Origin of the sequence: Streptomyces parvus, from assembly GCF_032121415.1 — a bacterium.
Taxonomy (GTDB): domain Bacteria; phylum Actinomycetota; class Actinomycetes; order Streptomycetales; family Streptomycetaceae; genus Streptomyces; species Streptomyces globisporus_A.
The window spans coordinates 4,788,224-4,803,335 of sequence record NZ_CP135079.1; the positions used below are offsets into that span (position 1 = coordinate 4,788,224).

Annotated in this window: 15 protein-coding genes; 7 read left to right on the forward strand and 8 right to left on the reverse strand. The window is 70.6% G+C overall.

Annotated features, from left to right (window positions below; genetic code table 11):
• Nucleotides 1-3 precede the first annotated feature (3 nt).
• From RNL97_RS22755 to RNL97_RS22765, 3 genes are all read right to left on the reverse strand, one after another.
• Nucleotides 4-1,182: a DUF1266 domain-containing protein gene (locus RNL97_RS22755; protein ID WP_313751125.1), complete on the reverse strand. Its 1,179-nt coding sequence runs from the start codon at nucleotides 1,180-1,182 to the stop codon at nucleotides 4-6.
• A gap of 114 nt (nucleotides 1,183-1,296) precedes the next feature.
• Nucleotides 1,297-2,169, reverse strand: coding sequence for an alpha/beta fold hydrolase (locus tag RNL97_RS22760; protein ID WP_313751126.1), 873 nt, complete (start codon nucleotides 2,167-2,169; stop codon nucleotides 1,297-1,299).
• Nucleotides 2,170-2,344: 175 nt separating this feature from the next.
• Nucleotides 2,345-2,758: a MerR family transcriptional regulator gene (locus tag RNL97_RS22765; RefSeq protein ID WP_313751127.1), complete on the reverse strand. Its 414-nt coding sequence runs from the start codon at nucleotides 2,756-2,758 to the stop codon at nucleotides 2,345-2,347.
• A 407-nt stretch (nucleotides 2,759-3,165) separates the two neighbouring features.
• Here RNL97_RS22765 and RNL97_RS22770 point away from each other — a divergent pair, with 407 nt between their 5' ends.
• Entirely contained in the window at nucleotides 3,166-4,677 is a 1,512-nt protein-coding gene (locus RNL97_RS22770) for a SulP family inorganic anion transporter (protein WP_313751128.1), read from the forward strand.
• A gap of 167 nt (nucleotides 4,678-4,844) precedes the next feature.
• On the opposite strand, the gene sodN is transcribed toward RNL97_RS22770, so the two are convergent.
• Nucleotides 4,845-5,240, reverse strand: a complete 396-nt coding sequence (sodN, locus tag RNL97_RS22775; RefSeq protein ID WP_030579593.1) for a superoxide dismutase, Ni — start codon at nucleotides 5,238-5,240, stop codon at nucleotides 4,845-4,847.
• Nucleotides 5,241-5,431: 191 nt separating this feature from the next.
• On the opposite strand from sodN, the gene sodX reads away from it, so the two are divergent.
• Nucleotides 5,432-5,860 carry a nickel-type superoxide dismutase maturation protease gene (sodX, locus tag RNL97_RS22780; RefSeq protein WP_313751660.1) on the forward strand — a complete coding sequence of 143 codons (429 nt, stop codon included), beginning with the start codon at nucleotides 5,432-5,434 and terminating at the stop codon, nucleotides 5,858-5,860.
• Here the strand turns inward: sodX and RNL97_RS22785 are convergent.
• Nucleotides 5,773-6,393: a CGNR zinc finger domain-containing protein gene (locus tag RNL97_RS22785; protein ID WP_030579597.1), complete on the reverse strand. Its 621-nt coding sequence runs from the start codon at nucleotides 6,391-6,393 to the stop codon at nucleotides 5,773-5,775. The two genes, sodX and RNL97_RS22785, sit on opposite strands and share 88 nt — an antisense overlap.
• Nucleotides 6,394-6,493: 100 nt before the next feature.
• On the opposite strand from RNL97_RS22785, the gene RNL97_RS22790 reads away from it, so the two are divergent.
• Entirely contained in the window at nucleotides 6,494-7,255 is a 762-nt protein-coding gene (locus RNL97_RS22790; protein WP_030579599.1) for a class I SAM-dependent methyltransferase, read from the forward strand.
• A gap of 83 nt (nucleotides 7,256-7,338) precedes the next feature.
• Here the strand turns inward: RNL97_RS22790 and RNL97_RS22795 are convergent, their stop codons facing one another.
• The 3 genes from RNL97_RS22795 to RNL97_RS22805 are packed head-to-tail and all read right to left on the reverse strand — an operon-like array spanning nucleotide 7,339 to nucleotide 10,059.
• Entirely contained in the window at nucleotides 7,339-8,103 is a 765-nt protein-coding gene (locus RNL97_RS22795; protein ID WP_006127519.1) for an amino acid ABC transporter ATP-binding protein, read from the reverse strand.
• On the reverse strand, nucleotides 8,100-9,068 hold the full coding sequence (locus RNL97_RS22800) for an amino acid ABC transporter permease (protein WP_030579602.1): 969 nt from the start codon (nucleotides 9,066-9,068) through the stop codon (nucleotides 8,100-8,102). Before RNL97_RS22800 ends, RNL97_RS22795 begins: the two co-directional genes overlap by 4 nt.
• A gap of 28 nt (nucleotides 9,069-9,096) precedes the next feature.
• Nucleotides 9,097-10,059 (reverse strand): ABC transporter substrate-binding protein, encoded by a 963-nt coding sequence (locus tag RNL97_RS22805; RefSeq protein WP_030579605.1) that lies wholly within the window; start codon nucleotides 10,057-10,059, stop codon nucleotides 9,097-9,099.
• A gap of 524 nt (nucleotides 10,060-10,583) precedes the next feature.
• Here RNL97_RS22805 and RNL97_RS22810 point away from each other — a divergent pair.
• The 4 genes from RNL97_RS22810 (at nucleotide 10,584) to RNL97_RS22825 (ending at nucleotide 15,087) form a co-directional block, all read left to right on the forward strand.
• Nucleotides 10,584-11,837 (forward strand): NAD(P)-dependent malic enzyme, encoded by a 1,254-nt coding sequence (locus RNL97_RS22810; protein ID WP_243315119.1) that lies wholly within the window; start codon nucleotides 10,584-10,586, stop codon nucleotides 11,835-11,837.
• A 254-nt stretch (nucleotides 11,838-12,091) separates the two neighbouring features.
• Nucleotides 12,092-13,060: a zinc-binding dehydrogenase gene (locus RNL97_RS22815; RefSeq protein WP_030579611.1), complete on the forward strand. Its 969-nt coding sequence runs from the start codon at nucleotides 12,092-12,094 to the stop codon at nucleotides 13,058-13,060.
• Nucleotides 13,061-13,148: 88 nt separating this feature from the next.
• Nucleotides 13,149-14,570, forward strand: coding sequence for a cellulase family glycosylhydrolase (locus tag RNL97_RS22820; protein ID WP_243315121.1), 1,422 nt, complete (start codon nucleotides 13,149-13,151; stop codon nucleotides 14,568-14,570).
• Entirely contained in the window at nucleotides 14,548-15,087 is a 540-nt protein-coding gene (locus RNL97_RS22825; RefSeq protein ID WP_030580435.1) for a GNAT family N-acetyltransferase, read from the forward strand. Before RNL97_RS22820 ends, RNL97_RS22825 begins: the two co-directional genes overlap by 23 nt.
• Nucleotides 15,088-15,112: the final 25 nt, after the last annotated feature.

Below are 15,112 nucleotides of genomic sequence, written 5' to 3' on the forward strand. Positions count from 1 at the left end.
GGTTCATGACCAGGGGAGGTTCCGGTAGGGGCCGGCAGGGTCCTGGGTGAGGGCGTGGTGCTCGGCGAGCGACTGTCGGTACGTGGCCTCCGCCGCCTTTGGCCCGTCGTCCTCCGCACGGTGGACCAACCGGGCCATGAGGTAGCCGAGGGAGAAGTCCGGCCAGGAGGAGTAGGCGCTTCGGGCGAGTTCGCCGAGGCGCAGGATGTCCTGCTCGGCCTCGTGCGGATCGGTGTACCGGGCGCCGAGCGCGAGCCGTACGACGTTGACCGCCCGGCCGAGGTCGAAGGCGGCCAGGGTGTCGACGCGACCGCCCGGGGCGAGCGCGCCGTCGGCCCGGAGCCGGTCCTCGAACAGGGTGATGTGGCGCAACGACCGTTCCGCCAGCGCCCGGTCGTCGGCCTCCCGCGCGGTGAACGCGCGGCCCACCGCCTCGGCCCACTCCTCGCGCGCCGGTGTCCGCCCCGTCCGGGCGGCCAGGGTGTGCCGGGTGCGCAGGACGGCTTCCTGGACGCGCCCGACCAGCTGGTTCCTCATCAGAGACGCGAGGCGGTCGCGGTACTCGGCGCGGTGCTGGATGCCCCACGGACTGCGCAGCCGCGCGCGGTCCATCGCGTAGTTCTCGTAGGCGGCGCCGAGCCGGTTCCAGATCAGGCCGTTGGTGACGGCCAGGTGCGCGCCGAGCGCCAGTCCGTGGGCGAGCGGACCGTGCAGGGGCCCGCCGCTGTCGGTGAGCAGCATCCCCCGCTCGGGCCCGCCGAGGCGTTCGGCGGCCTTCAGCCAGCCCTTGAGGCGGCCCGGCCGGGCGTCGGCCATCGCCGCGTACGGGGTGCCGTGGTTCACCGCCAGCCGCCGCACGTCGTACGGCCAGGTCCGGGCCAGCTCGCCGAGGCCCACCTCGCGGAAGACCCACTCGGGGTGCCAGGGCGGCAGCATTCCCTGGGTCAGGACCGGGACGCAGATCCGCCGGGTGGCCTCGTCGCGGACGGTGGGCAGCGGCGCCGTCCAGCCGGGGATGTCCGCGTGCAGCCGGGCGACGAGCACGTACAGCCGGGTCCGCGCGAGCAGCTCCACCACCGCGTCGGCGCTCCCGTCCGCGACCGCCGCGGACAGCGCGCGCTCGATCGCCGTGGGCGCCACCGCTCCGCCGCTCTCTGTTCCCGCCCCGTTCCCCGTCGTCACGGAGCTGATCCTACGAAAGAGGCCCCGCGCCCGTCCCGGGTGGTCGGAGGCCGCCCGGGCGCACCAGCCCCGGCCGGTGCGACGCGTACGGGGTGGACGACGCGGCCCGGTGGCTCAGCTCCGGCCCGTGTGGTCCAGGATCGCGGCGGAGAGCGGGGCGTGGACCTCGCGGGGCAGGGCGTGCCCCATGCCGGGGATCTCGACGAGCCGGGCGCCGCGGATGACCTGGGCGAGGTGCTCGGCGTGCGGGGCGGGGGCGACCGGTTCGGCGGGGGCCGAGGTGATCAGCGTGGGCACCTCGGTGGCGGCGAGCCGCTCGGTGCGCTCCATGCCGGAGTAGTCGGCGCGGGCGTGGGCGGTTCCGGCGTGGTGGTGGCCGGTGTGCGCGATGATCCGGCGCTCCAGTTCGCGGGCGTACGCGGCGTCGAACGGGATCAGGTCGCCGCCGAGCACCCGCCAGTGCTCGACGCGCCGCTCCAGCTCCGCCTCCGGGCCCCGGTCCTCGATGGGCCGCGACCACAGCTCCATCAGCTCAGAGGAGACGCCGGGCAGCTCCTCCGGCGGGATGCGGCGGCCGTCCGGCGCGACGTAGGGCGCGGAGCTGAGCGCGTTCGTCCCGATGACCGTGGCGCTGAGCAGCCGCTCGGAGTGGTCGGCGAGGAGCAACTGCGTGAGCATGCCGCCCATCGACATCCCCACCACATGCGCGCGCTCCACGCCGAACGCGTCCAGCACGGCGACGGCGTCCCCGGCCAACGCGGTGAGTGGATAGGGCTGTTCGTCGAAGGAGGCGGTGGAGCGGCCGGTGTCCCGATGGTCGTACCGGATCACCCGGTGCCGTACGGCCAGCAGCTCGACCAGCTCGTCGGGCCAGCCGAGCCCGGACGCCTGCGCACCCATGACCAGGAGCAGGACGGGCGCGTCCGGAGCACCGTGCTCCTCGGCCCAGAGGCGGACGCCGGGGGCGGCATCGACGAAGCGTTCCATGGTGGACCTCACTGTTCCGGCACCGGATATTAGACGAGACGTATCGTCTCGCACTGCTCCGACAGTAACGCAGGGCCGGCCGGGATGCCGGCGCGGCGATGAACCGGCCGCCCTGATCCGGGGCGTCGAGGGACGTTCGGCCGTCGCCGGGCCACCCGCCGTCCGGCAGTCGCCGTCAGGCTCGGGAGGTCGGCGCGTTCCGTTCCAGGCGGGCGCGCAGGGTGCCTTCGAAGTCTTCGGCGCGGGAGAGCTGGACGCGGAGCTTCTCGACCTGCTCGGCGGCTTCCTGCTGGTAGGTGCGGACGCGTTCCAGGAGGGCCTCGCTCTCGTCGGCGCCGAGGGCGGCGTCGGTGTCGAGGCGGTCGGTGGCGTCGAGCAGGTCGCGCATCTGGTCCAGGGTGAAGCCGAGCGGCTTCATGCGGCGGATGACCATGAGGCGGGCGACGTCGTTCTCGGTGTAGAGGCGGAAGCCGCCCCGGGAGCGTGCGGAGGGGACGACGAGGCCGGTCTCTTCGTAGTGGCGGATGGTGCGCAGGGAGAGTTCGGTCCGTGCGGCGACCTCGCCGATCTGCATGTGCTTGCCGTCCACGTCCGTGATCCCCTGGCCCTTCTCCTTCGTCAGCGGCCTCGGTCCTGGCGGGTGCCGCCGATCTCTACCCTAACGTTAGGGTAGAGTTTCGGGTGGTGAGGGCGGCGTTCCGCAGCCCTGCTGTTGCCGTGCCGGGGCCGATGGCGCCCCCGGCGAAGTACCGATTCTTGCAGGAGAGAAGCGTGCGCGAGCCCATGACGCCTGGTGCCGCCGCCTGCCCGCCGTGATGTTTCGCCTTCGGACGTGAGTCCGGCCGCGTCGGCGGCTGTTCCCACCGTCGTCCTCTTTCGACTTCCGGCTCCGTACGCCGCGGCGCCGCCCGCGGGGTGCCGACCAGGTCTCCGCGCCCTTCCGCATGTCCCGGCCTGCCGAACGGGGCGTGCCCGAGCACGACAGGTTCCGCTCCCTTGTCTTCTGCCGCCCCTGCCCTCCCACCGGCCGCGCGCCTGCGTGGCCTGAAGCCCGACTGGATCTCCGACCCGAAGGTCTGGCGGACGGAGGTCCTGGCCGGCCTGGTCGTCGCCCTCGCGCTGATTCCCGAGGCCATCTCGTTCTCGATCATCGCGGGCGTGGATCCGGCGATCGGTCTGTTCGCCTCCTTCACCATGGCTGTCGTCATCTCGATCGTCGGAGGCCGTCGGGCGATGATCTCCGCCGCCACCGGCGCCGTCGCCCTGGTGATCGCGCCGCTGAACCGGGAGCACGGCTTCGGCTACCTCGTCGCCGCCGTTGTCCTCGCCGGTGTCTTCCAGGTCGTTCTGGGCGCGCTGGGCGTGGCGAAACTGATGCGGTTCATCCCGCGCTCGGTGATGGTCGGGTTCGTCAACTCCCTTGCCATCCTGATCTTCATGGCCCAGATCCCGGAGATGCGCGACGTCCCGTGGGCCGTCTACCCGCTGATCGCCGCCGGTCTGGCACTCATGGTCCTCTTCCCGAAGCTCACCACGGTGATTCCGGCGCCGCTGGTCTCCATCGTCATCCTCACCGTGATCACCGTCGGCGCCGCCATCGCGGTGCCGACCGTGGGGGACAAGGGTGAACTGCCGGACTCCCTGCCCGTGCCGGGTCTGCCGGACGTTCCGTTCACACCGGCCACGCTGGCGACGATCGCCCCGTACGCGTTCGCGATGGCGCTGGTCGGCCTGATGGAGTCGCTGATGACGGCCAAGCTGGTCGACGACATCACCGACACCCGCTCGAACAAGACGCGTGAGTCCATCGGTCAGGGCATCGCCAACATCGTCACCGGCTTCTTCGGCGGCATGGGCGGCTGCGCCATGATCGGCCAGACGATGATCAACGTGAAGGTGTCCGGAGCCCGCACCCGGGTCTCGACCTTCCTCGCCGGGGCGTTCCTGATGGTGCTGTGCATCGCCTTCGGCCCGGTCGTCTCCGACATCCCCATGGCCGCCCTGGTCGCAGTCATGATCATGGTGTCGCTCGCGACCTTCGACTGGCATTCCGTCGCCCCGAGGACCCTCAAGCGGATGCCCGCCGGCGAGATCGCCGTCATGGTCCTCACCGTCGCCGCGGTCGTCGCCACCCACAACCTCGCCGTCGGTGTCGTCCTGGGCTCCGTCACGGCCATGGTCGTCTTCGCCAGGCGGGTCGCCCGCCTCGCCGAGGTCACCGCCGTCGTCGATCCCGACGGCCGGACAGTGGTCTACCGGGTGACCGGCGAGCTGTTCTTCGCCTCCTCCAACGACCTGGTGGGCCGGTTCGACTACGCCACCGACCCGGACAAGGTGATCATCGACTTGAGTTCGGCGCACATCTGGGACGCCTCTTCCGTCGCGGCCCTCGACGCGATCGAGACCAAGTACGCCCGGCGTGGCAAGACCGTGGAGATCACCGGGCTCAACCCCCCGAGCGCCCACCTGCACGGCAGGCTCAGCGGCGAACTGGCCGCCGGCCACTGACCATCCGCACGACCCGCACGACAGAACCCCGGCGCAGGCACCGGGGTTCTCCGCGGTTCGAGCGCCTCACGCTCGGGTGAGTGCCTCGTCGGTCGCGGCCGGGAATCAAGCGATCCGAGTCGGCGGCCTGACCCGCGGGATGGCGGGTCAGGCCGCCGGGAGGAAGATCAGGCCTTCTTGGTCTCCCAGAAGATCCGGTCGACCTCGGCGATCAGGTCCAGCGCCTTCTGGCCCGTCTTCGGGTCGTTCGAGCCCTTGGCCGCGGAGAGCGCCTTCAGGGTGTCGTTGACCAGCTGGTGCAGCTCCGGGTACTTCTCGAAGTGCGGGGGCTTGAAGTAGTCGCTCCAGAGCACCGAGATGTGGTGCTTGGCGAGCTCGGCGCGCTGCTCCTTGATCAGGATGGCGCGGGTGCGGAAGTCCGCGTCCTCGTTGGCCTGGTACTTCTCCTGGACGGCCTTGACCGACTCGGCCTCGATGCGGGCCTGGGCCGGGTCGTACACGCCGCAGGGCAGGTCGCAGTGGGCGCTGACCTTCACCTTGGGGGCAAACAGGCGGGAAAGCATGGAGCTGTCCTCCTCGTGATCGTCTTCTCAGGTGGGACATTACTCCGTGGAGCGCCGCTTTCCGTGGCTGCCCCAGGGGCTTAGGTCAAAAGTCCGGTGTGAGAATCGTGCCGTCGGCCGAATGTACGGAGCGGTCCGCACAACAGTGTCCTGCGGGACGGTGTACGGAGGAGGAGCGGGCGGTGGCGCAGATGCCGGAGCGGCGGCAGGTGTCCGAGGGCGGGCGTTTGACGCGGCGTCCGTTGCGGGTGGTGGAGGTGACGGGCCCTTCGATGGTGCCCACGCTCTACCACGGCGATCTGCTGCTCGTGCAGTACGGCGTGCCCGTGCGCCCCGGTGACGTGGTCATTCTGCGGCACCCCTTCCAGCAGGACCTGCTGGTGGTCAAACGGGCCGTCGAGCGGCGGCCCGGCGGCTGGTGGGTGCGCGGCGACAACACCTTCGCGGGCGGGGACAGCACGGATTACGGGGTCGTGCCCGAGGAGCTCGTGCTGGCCCGGGTGCGGGCCCGCTACCGGCCCCTGGCGAAGGGTCAGCGGTCGGTGACGGGAGTGCTGGGCTGGGCGGTCTCCGCGCTGCGCCCGGTGCGTTCGGCCTCCTCGCGCTTGCGGGCCCGGTAGGCGGCCACGTTGGCGCGTGTCGCGCAGCGGTCCGAGCAGTAGCGCCGGGACCGGTTGGTGGAGGTGTCCAGGTACGCGTTGCGGCAGGGGGCCGCCTCGCACAGGCCGAGCCGGTCCACGCCGTGCCCGGTGAGATGGAAGGCCAGGCCCATCGCCGCGATGGCCGCGTAGCCCGCGGTCGCGTTCGACGGGTGGTCGGCCAGGTGCATGTGCCAGTCCGGCCTGCCGTCCTCGTCCCGGAAGTCGTGCCCCGAGATCTGCGGGCTCACCGGGAACTCCAGCAGTAGCGAGTTCAGCAGGTCGACCGCGAGCGTCTCGTCGCCGTCGTCCGCCGCCTCGAAGACCCCGCGCAGCCGCGCCCGTACGGAACGGAACCGGGTCACGTCCGCCTCCGTCGCCCGCCGCGCCGCCTGCCGGCTGGCGCCGAACAGCTCCCGGACCGCCTCGACGGAGGTGAGCGTGTCCTTGTTGCGGGCCGGTTCCTCGGTGTTGACCAGGCGCACGGCATAGTCCGAGTAAGAGGCCAGTTCCACTTGTAGTCCTTACGGCGTCGGTCTAAAGTCGGGGTATCGACCAGTGTAATGGTCGATTCGCGTAGATGGGTATTACACCGGGCTTGATGTGGAGGTTGGCGTGACGGAGACGGCTGCGGGCACCGACTGGCAGTCCTGGCAGGAGAGCTGGGACCGGCAGCAGGAGTGGTACATGCCCGACCGCGAGGAGCGGTTCCGGGTGATGCTGGACATGGTCGAGGCGGTCGTCGGACCGGAACCGCGGGTCCTCGACCTCGCGTGCGGTACGGGAAGTATTACGGACCGGCTCCTCAAGCGGTTCCCGAACGCCACGAGTACCGGCGTCGATCTCGACCCCGCGCTCCTGACCATCGCCCGCGGCACCTTCGAGGGCGACGACCGGGTCACCTTCGTCACCGCCGACCTCAAGGACCCGGACTGGACCACCCGGCTGCCCCACACCTCGTACGACGCCGTCCTCACCGCCACCGCCCTGCACTGGCTGCACAGCGAGCCGCTGGCCGTCCTGTACGGGCAGCTCGGCGGGCTCGTCCGGGACGGCGGGGTCTTCATGAACGCCGACCGCACCATCGACCCGGCCACCCCGCGCATCAACGCCGCCGAGCGCGCCCACCGGCACGCCGCGATGGACCGCGCCAAGGCCGCCGGAGCGCTCGACTGGGCCGAGTGGTGGGCCGTCGCCGCCAAGGACCCCGTCCTCGCCGCACCCACCGCCGAGCGCTTCGCGATCTACGGCGAGCACGCGGACGGCGACATGCCCTCCGCCGACTGGCACGCCCGCACGCTCCTCGCCTCCGGTTTCGGTGAGGCCCGCGCGGTCTGGGCGTCCCCCTCGGACAGCCTCGTCCTCGCGGTGAAGTAGGGCGCGCGGCGGGGAAAGGAGAGGGCGGTACGGACCGCTGTCCGTACCGCCCCCTTCCGTCCGTGCCGGCTGTCAGCCTGCCGCTACAGCACCTTGGACAGGAACGACTTCGTCCGGTCGTGCTGCGGGTTGGTCAGCACCTCGCGCGGGTGGCCCGATTCGACCACCACGCCGTCGTCCATGAAGACCAGCGCGTCGCCCACCTCGCGGGCGAAGCCCATCTCGTGGGTGACGACGATCATCGTCATGCCGTCCTCGGCGAGGCCCCGCATGACGTCCAGGACATCGCCGACCAGCTCGGGGTCGAGCGCGGAGGTCGGCTCGTCGAAGAGCATCAGCTTCGGCTCCATCGCCAGCGCGCGGGCGATGGCCACGCGCTGCTGCTGGCCGCCGGAGAGCTGCGAGGGGTAGTTCTTCGCCTTGTCGCCGAGGCCCACCCGGTCCAGCAGCTTCTCGGCGCGGGCCCGGGCCACGGCCTTGGCCTCGCCCTTGACCTGGATCGGCGCCTCCATGACGTTCTCCAGCGCCGTCATGTGCGGAAACAGGTTGAAGCGCTGGAAGACCATGCCGATGTCACGGCGCTGGAGGGCGACCTCGCTGTCCTTCAGCTCGTAGAGCTTGTCGCCCTTCTGCCGGTAGCCGACCAGCTCGCCGTCGACCGAGAGCCGGCCGGCGTTGATCTTCTCCAGGTGGTTGATGCACCGCAGGAAGGTCGACTTGCCGGAGCCGGACGGGCCGATCAGGCAGAACACCTCACGCGGGGCGACCTCCAGGTCGATGCCCTTGAGGATGTGGGCGGCGCCGAAGGACTTGTGGACGCCCTCGGCCTTCACCATGGGGGTGGTCATGCGGAGACACCTCCGGAGGGCCGGTTGCCGAACGCGGCGAGGTTGACCTTGACGCGCTGCCACGGGGTGAGCGGCAGCGAACGCAGCGAGCCGCGGGCGAAGCGGCGCTCCAGGTAGTACTGGCCGACGCTGAACACGCTGGTCATCACGATGTACCAGATGGACGCGACGAACAGCATCTCCATCACCGCGTACGACGTGGAGCCGATTTGCGAGGTGGAGCGGAGCAGTTCGTTGTACGTGACCGCGTAGACGAGCGAGGAGGTCTTCAGCATGTTGATGAACTCGTTGCCGGTCGGCGGGATGATCACCCGCAGCGCCTGCGGGAGGACCACGCGGCGCATGGTCTTCGCCTGGGTCATGCCCAGCGCGTGCGAGGCCTCGGTCTGGCCCTCGTCGACCGACTGGATGCCGGCGCGGCAGATCTCCGCCATGTAGGCGGCCTCGTTCAGCGCGAGCCCCAAGAGAGCGCACATGAACGGGGTCATGACGTCCGTCATCTCGTCCTTGTAGATGAACGGGATGTTCAGGACGGGGAAGATCAGCGCCAGGTTGAACCAGAGCAGCAGCTGTACGTAGACCGGGGTGCCCCGGAAGAACCAGATGTACAGCCAGGCCACCCAGCTGGTGACCGGGTTCTTCGACAGCCGCATCACGGCGAGCACGACGCCGAGGATCACGCCGAGCACCATCGCGAGGACGCTGATCAGCAGGGTGCGGCCCGCTCCGGCGATGACGCTGCTGTCGAACAGCTTGTCGCCGACGGCGTGCCACTGGATGTTGCCCTGCGAGAAGGCGTATCCGAGGGCGACGAGGAGGCCGATCACCACGACGCCGCTGATCCAACGGCCGACATGGCGGACGGGAATGGCCTTGATGTTCTCCGGGGCCGTGGTGGCGGCCTTGGAGACGGACACCTGGCCGGCCGGTGAGGCGGCGGGTGTCTTGTCGAACTTGTCAGTCATCGTGACTGCCCTTCGGTGAAGCGTCCGGTCACTTGCCGCCGTTGATGGCGGCCTTGTCGATCGCTCCCGTACCGGCGCCCCACTTGTCGAGCACCTTCTGGTACGAACCGTCGGCGATGATCGCGTCGACGGCCTCCTTCAGGGCGTCGCGCAGGCCGGTGTTGGTCTTCTTGACGGCGATACCGAACGGGCCGGCGTCGACCTGCTCGCCCACGACCTCGAACGCGTTGCCGCCGTCGGCCTTGCGGGCCAGGTCGACCGCGACCGGGTAGTCGTTGACACCGGCGACCGCACCGCCGGACTTCACGCGGGTCTGGGCCTCGGTGTCGTTCTCGAAGGACTCGATCTTGATGGCCTTCTCGCCGCCGTCCGTACAGGCCTTCGACTGCTTCTTGAGGGCCTCCTCGTACGTGGTGCCGCGCTGCACCGCCGCGGGCTTGCCGCACAGGTCCTCGATGGACTTGATGTTCTGCGGGTTGCCCTTCTTGGTGTACACGGCCGTACCGGCGAGGAAGTAGTCGACGAAGTCGACGCCCTCGCCCAGCTTCTTGCCGGAGTCGTCCAGGCCCTCCTGGCGCTGCTTGTTGTCCGTGATCGACGACATCGCGATGTCGTGGCGGCCGGAGTTCAGGGCGGTGATGAGGCCGTCGAAAGAACCCGAGGTGAACTCGAACTTCACGCCGAGCTGCTTGCCGAGCGCCTCGGCCAGATCGGGGTCGACACCCACGATCTTCCCGTTCTCCACGGACTCCATCGGGGCGTATTCGGCATTCGTGCCGACCTTGATCACACCGGACTTCTGGTACTTCTCCGGCAGCTTCGAGAAGAGCGGAGCGCCGCTCTTGGTCTCCTTGCCGCTGCCGCTCTCCTGGGACGCGCTGTCGGTCTGGTCGCCACAGGCGGTGAGCAGCAGGGAGGCGGCGACCGCGATGGCGCCGATCGCCGCAATCCGGGACTTCGCGGTCGTACGACGCGTGATGCTTGCGGTCATGTCGGGATCCTCCGGCAGGTGAGGGTGAGGTGCTGGTGGGCGGCTTGGCACGCACCTTCGAGTGTCGCCACCTTGTGTGATGACGGCATCCTGCCATTCGGACTGGCCCATTCAGGGGTCCCGCCATGTCAAAATCGGATAACGGGCGACCCCCGAACATCAACGGCCGGTACCTCGGGGCCGGACCTTCTGTAGGGATTCATTCCTCACGCCGGAGAATCTTCGGCACGTCTCGACTGGTGGGCGGCATTTATACCGGTTTGCCGACTTGTCCAGATATTCGACTATGAGTCACGTCACCGCGTCGATATGGACTCGTCCGTAACACCGTTCGTCCGGTAAGAAAGACGTTTACACCCCTCATCCGGGGCCCAGGGCGCGTGTGCGGCGCGCCCGCGCGTACGTACCTCTCCCTGCTCGGGCGGGCCAACCGCCCGGCGCGGGGCGCGTACGCGGTGCCCGCCCACCCCTCCTCAACCAGGAGTGGCCACCCTCAAACGATGAAGACTTAAGGGGTCAACACCATGGCAGCGGAGATCGTCAATCCTCGCAGCGACAGCACCATCGACAGCGCCACCGACCGTGGCATCGAGCGCACGAGCGCGGCGGACACCGGGGCCGACGAGCCCTTCGATCCGGCCTTCGCCCTCCACCGGGGCGGGAAGATGGCCGTGCAGGCCACCGTCCCGATCCGGGACAAGGACGACCTCTCCCTGGCGTACACGCCCGGAGTGGCGAAAGTGTGCAGCGCCATCGCCGACAACCCCGAGCTCGTCCACGACTACACCTGGAAGTCGCAGGTCGTGGCCGTCGTGACGGACGGCACCGCCGTGCTCGGCCTCGGCGACATCGGGCCCGAGGCGTCCCTCCCCGTGATGGAGGGCAAGGCCATCCTCTTCAAGCAGTTCGGCGGCGTCGACGCGGTGCCGATCGCGCTCGCGACCACCGACGCCGACGAGATCGTCGACACCGTCGTCCGGCTCGCCCCCTCCTTCGGCGGGGTCAACCTGGAGGACATCTCGGCGCCCCGCTGCTTCGAGATCGAGCGCAAGCTCCAGGAGCGGCTGGACATCCCGGTCTTCCACGACGACCAGCACGGCACCGCGGTCGTCACCCTCGCCGCCCTGCGCAACGCCGCGAAGCTCTCCGGGCGGACGCTCGGCGATCTGCGCGGTGTCATCTCCGGCGCGGGCGCGGCGGGCGTGGCCATCGCCAAGTTCCTGCTGGAGGCGGGGATCGGCGACATCGCGGTGGCCGACCGCAAGGGCATCGTCAGCCGCGACCGCGACGACCTGACCGAGGTCAAGCGCGAGCTGGCGGAGCTGACGAACCGGGCGGGCCTGACCGGTTCGCTGGAGCAGGCGCTCGCCGGTGCGGACGTCTTCATCGGCGTCTCCGGCGGTACGGTCCCGGAGGCGGCGGTGGCCTCGATGGCGCCCGGCGCGTACGTCTTCGCGATGGCCAACCCGAATCCGGAGGTCCACCCGGAGGTCGCGCACAAGTACGCGGCCGTCGTGGCGACCGGGCGGTCCGACTTCCCGAACCAGATCAACAACGTGCTGGCGTTCCCGGGGATCTTCGCGGGTGCGCTCCAGGTGCGGGCCTCCCGGATCACGGAGGGCATGAAGATCGCCGCGGCGAACGCGCTGGCCGACGTGGTCGGCGATGAACTGGCGGCGGACTACGTGATCCCGTCCCCGTTCGACGAGCGGGTCGCGCCTGCCGTCACCGCGGCTGTGGCCGCGGCGGCGCGGGCGGAGGGTGTGGCTCGGCGCTGAGGCTGTCGCCGGGCGGATTCTGACGGGGCGGGGCCTGCGGGTTGGGGCCCGCCCTTGCGCTTCAGCCCCTGCGGCGATCGAGCAGCGGGGTTCTGGGGGCGCTGCCCCGGGCCCCGCTCCTCAATCGCCGCAGGGGCTTGGTGGTGGTGGAGGGGCTTGGTGCGGGAGGGGCTTGAACGGGCGGGCACCCAGGTTGGTGTGCGTCACACCTGGAGGCGGTTTCGCGGGCGCCCCGCCCCGCCTATCGTCGACCCATGTTCGCCGCCTACGCAGCCCGCATCGACCCCGACCAGCCCCTGACCGGCCTGGAGCTGGGCGATCGCCCGGCACCCGAGGCGCGTCCCGGGTGGAGCACCGTCACCGTCCGGGCCGCCTCCCTCAACCACCACGACCTCTGGTCCCTGCGCGGCGTCGGCCTGTCGCAGGACCGGCTGCCGATGATCCTCGGCTGCGACGCGGCCGGCGTCGACCAGGACGGCAACGAGGTCGTCCTGCACTCCGTCATCGGGCAGTCCGGGCACGGCGTCGGGCCGAAGGAACCGCGCTCCATCCTCACCGAGCGCTACCAGGGCACCTTCGCCGAGCAGGTCACGGTCCCCACCTGGAACGTCCTGCCCAAGCCGAAGGAGATCAGCTTCGCCGAGGCCGCCTGCCTGCCGACCGCCTGGCTCACCGCGTACCGGATGCTGTTCACCAACGCCGGGGTCCGGCCCGGGGATTCCGTGCTCGTCCAGGGCGCCGGCGGCGGGGTCGCCACCGCCGCGATCGTGCTCGGGAAGGCCGCCGGGCTGCGGGTCTTCGCCACCAGCCGGGACCGGGCCAAGCGCGAGCGGGCGGTCGAACTCGGCGCGCTGGAGGCGTACGAGCCCGGCACCCGGCTTCCGCAGCGCGTGGACGCCGTCATCGAGACCGTGGGGGCCGCCACCTGGTCCCACTCCGTGAAGTCGCTGCGCCCCGGCGGCACCCTCGTCATCTCCGGGGCCACCAGTGGCGACCGGCCCGCGCACGCCGAGCTGACCCGGATCTTCTTCCTGGAGCTGAAGGTCGTCGGCTCCACCATGGGGTCCAAGGACGAGCTGGAGGACCTGCTCGCGTTCTGTGCCACCACCGGGGTGCGCCCGATTATCGACGAGGTGCTGCCGCTCGACCGGGCCCGGGAGGGGTTCCAACGGCTGGAGTCCGGCGACCTGTTCGGGAAGATCGTGCTCACGCCGACCTCCTAGCACCGCCAGGGTCTCGTTGTGCACGCATACTTGAACATGTGTCAGCTTTGCTGATGGGATGCCGCCCATGCGAATGGGCAGAGCACTCATGGCAGTTGTCGTCGCGTCCGTGCTCGCGGCGGGGGCCCTCGCCCCCGCCGCCTCGGCACGCCCCGCCCCCCTCTCCCCGTCTTCGTCCTCGTACGAACGCGCCGTCCCGCCCCTCACCGACAACCGCGGGCGCGTCCTCACCCTGCGCGGCTGGAACGTCGAGGACAAGGCGAACCGCGGCGAGGACGCCCTCACCGCCATCACCGAACGGCACTTCCGCGACCTGAGCGCGAACGGCTTCAACTTCGCCCGGCTGCTGGTCTTCTGGGACGACCTGGAGCCCCGGCGCGGCCAGTACAGCGCGCGCTACCTCCACAGGATCGAACGCATCCTGGACTGGGCCCGCAAACACCGCGTCCACGTCCTCATCGACGCCCACCAGGACGTCTTCGGGCCCGCGTTCGGCCACCGGGGCATCCCGGAATGGGCCACCAGGACCGACGGGCTGCCGTTCACCCCCAACCCCGACGACTGGTTCTCGGAGTACTTCCAGCCCGCCGTGCAGCGGGCCTTCACCCACCTCTACGAGGATCCCGACCTCCAGCGCGCCCAGGCCGCCATGTGGCAGGTCCTCGCGACCCGCTTCCGCGACCACCCGGCCGTCATCGGCTACGACCTGATCAACGAGCCCATGGGGGAGCTGCGCCCGGGCGAGGAACCGGCGACCGCCGCCCGCCGCATCGAGGCCGAGCACCTCACGCCCCTGTACAACCGGCTCGCCCGCGCCGTCCGGGCGAAGGACCGCTCCACCTGGATCTTCGTCGAGCCGACCCCCATCGTCGGCGAAGGCGTGCCCACGGGCCTCGGCCGGATCCATGACAGCCGGACCGTGTACGCCCCGCACTTCTACAACACCGCCATGGAGGCGGGCGCCGACTACGACCCGGACGCGGGCTGGATCGAGGCGTACGAGGCGGCGGTCACCGCCTACCCCGCCCGCCACGGGATGCCCGTGGTCGTGGGGGAGTGGGGGCCGCTGAACAACTCCCTCCCCCACATGGGCCGCTTCTACCGCGAGGCCCTCGCCTCCCTGAACCGCTACAGCTCCGGCTGGGCGGGGTACGTGTGGTGCTACGGCGGCGGCTACTGCGCCGTCGACGGGCGCGGCCGCTTCCGTACGAACAAGGAGGAGACCGCCACCCCGTACGCCCCGGCCGTCGCGGGGGCCGTCCGCTCCCAGACGTACGACGCGGGCACCCGCACCTACCGCCTCGCCTACCGGGCCGCCGCCCGGCCCGGAGTGACGGAGCTGTCCCTGCCGCCCTCGTCTCGGGGGTGGCGGGTCTCCGTCACCGGCCCCGCCCGCGTTCTCGAGAAGGGAGCGCGCGGGGGATGGCCGGCCGTTCTCGCGTGGCCCGGGAGCGAAGTGGCCGTGACCGTGCGGGAAGCTGGCCCGTATGGACGGACTGACCACCCCTGAAGGGTTTCTGCTGCGCCCCTGGCTGCCCGACGACGCCTCGGCGGTGCTCCGCGCCTTCGTCCCGGCCGACATGGACCGCCAGACGGACCGGCCCGTGGACGACCGGTCCGGGGCCCTGGCCTGGATCGCGGAACGCGCACGCGAACGAGGGGCGCGCACCGGCTACTCCTGGGCCGTCGTGGGGGAGGAGGGCGAGGCGCTCGGCTGTGTGGCGCTCAACGTCGTCAACCGGACGCATGACAGCGGCTGGGTCTCCTACTGGACCACCGAATCCGCCCGGGGCCGGGGCGTCGCCCCGGCCGGGGTGCGGGCCCTCGCGCGCTGGGCCTTCGATGACCTCGGGCTGTACCGGCTGGAGCTGGGCCACCGCACCGACAACGTCGCCTCCTGCCGGGTCGCGACCCGGGCCGGATTCGCGCCCGAGGGCATCGAGCGGGCCAAGCTGCGGTACGGCAAGGTCCGGTACGACGTCGAGCGGCACGCGCGCCTCGCCGACGATGATGTCAACTTTGATTGACGAAAGAAGGGTGTCAATGTAGGTT

What these genes read in the sequence shown, in the direction of transcription:
- RNL97_RS22760 (WP_313751126.1), bottom strand. Translation starts at nt 2,169, where the DNA reads ATGGAACGCTTCGTCGATGCCGCCCCCGGCGTCCGCCTCTGGGCCGAG.
- sodN (WP_030579593.1), bottom strand. Translation starts at nt 5,240, where the DNA reads ATGCTTTCCCGCCTGTTTGCCCCCAAGGTGAAGGTCAGCGCCCACTGC.
- sodX (WP_313751660.1), top strand. Translation starts at nt 5,432, where the DNA reads ATGCCGGAGCGGCGGCAGGTGTCCGAGGGCGGGCGTTTGACGCGGCGT.
- RNL97_RS22795 (WP_006127519.1), bottom strand. Translation starts at nt 8,103, where the DNA reads ATGACCACCCCCATGGTGAAGGCCGAGGGCGTCCACAAGTCCTTCGGC.
- RNL97_RS22800 (WP_030579602.1), bottom strand. Translation starts at nt 9,068, where the DNA reads ATGACTGACAAGTTCGACAAGACACCCGCCGCCTCACCGGCCGGCCAG.
- RNL97_RS22805 (WP_030579605.1), bottom strand. Translation starts at nt 10,059, where the DNA reads ATGACCGCAAGCATCACGCGTCGTACGACCGCGAAGTCCCGGATTGCG.
- RNL97_RS22810 (WP_243315119.1), top strand. Translation starts at nt 10,584, where the DNA reads ATGGCAGCGGAGATCGTCAATCCTCGCAGCGACAGCACCATCGACAGC.
- RNL97_RS22815 (WP_030579611.1), top strand. Translation starts at nt 12,092, where the DNA reads ATGTTCGCCGCCTACGCAGCCCGCATCGACCCCGACCAGCCCCTGACC.
- RNL97_RS22820 (WP_243315121.1), top strand. Translation starts at nt 13,149, where the DNA reads ATGGCAGTTGTCGTCGCGTCCGTGCTCGCGGCGGGGGCCCTCGCCCCC.
- RNL97_RS22825 (WP_030580435.1), top strand. Translation starts at nt 14,548, where the DNA reads ATGGACGGACTGACCACCCCTGAAGGGTTTCTGCTGCGCCCCTGGCTG.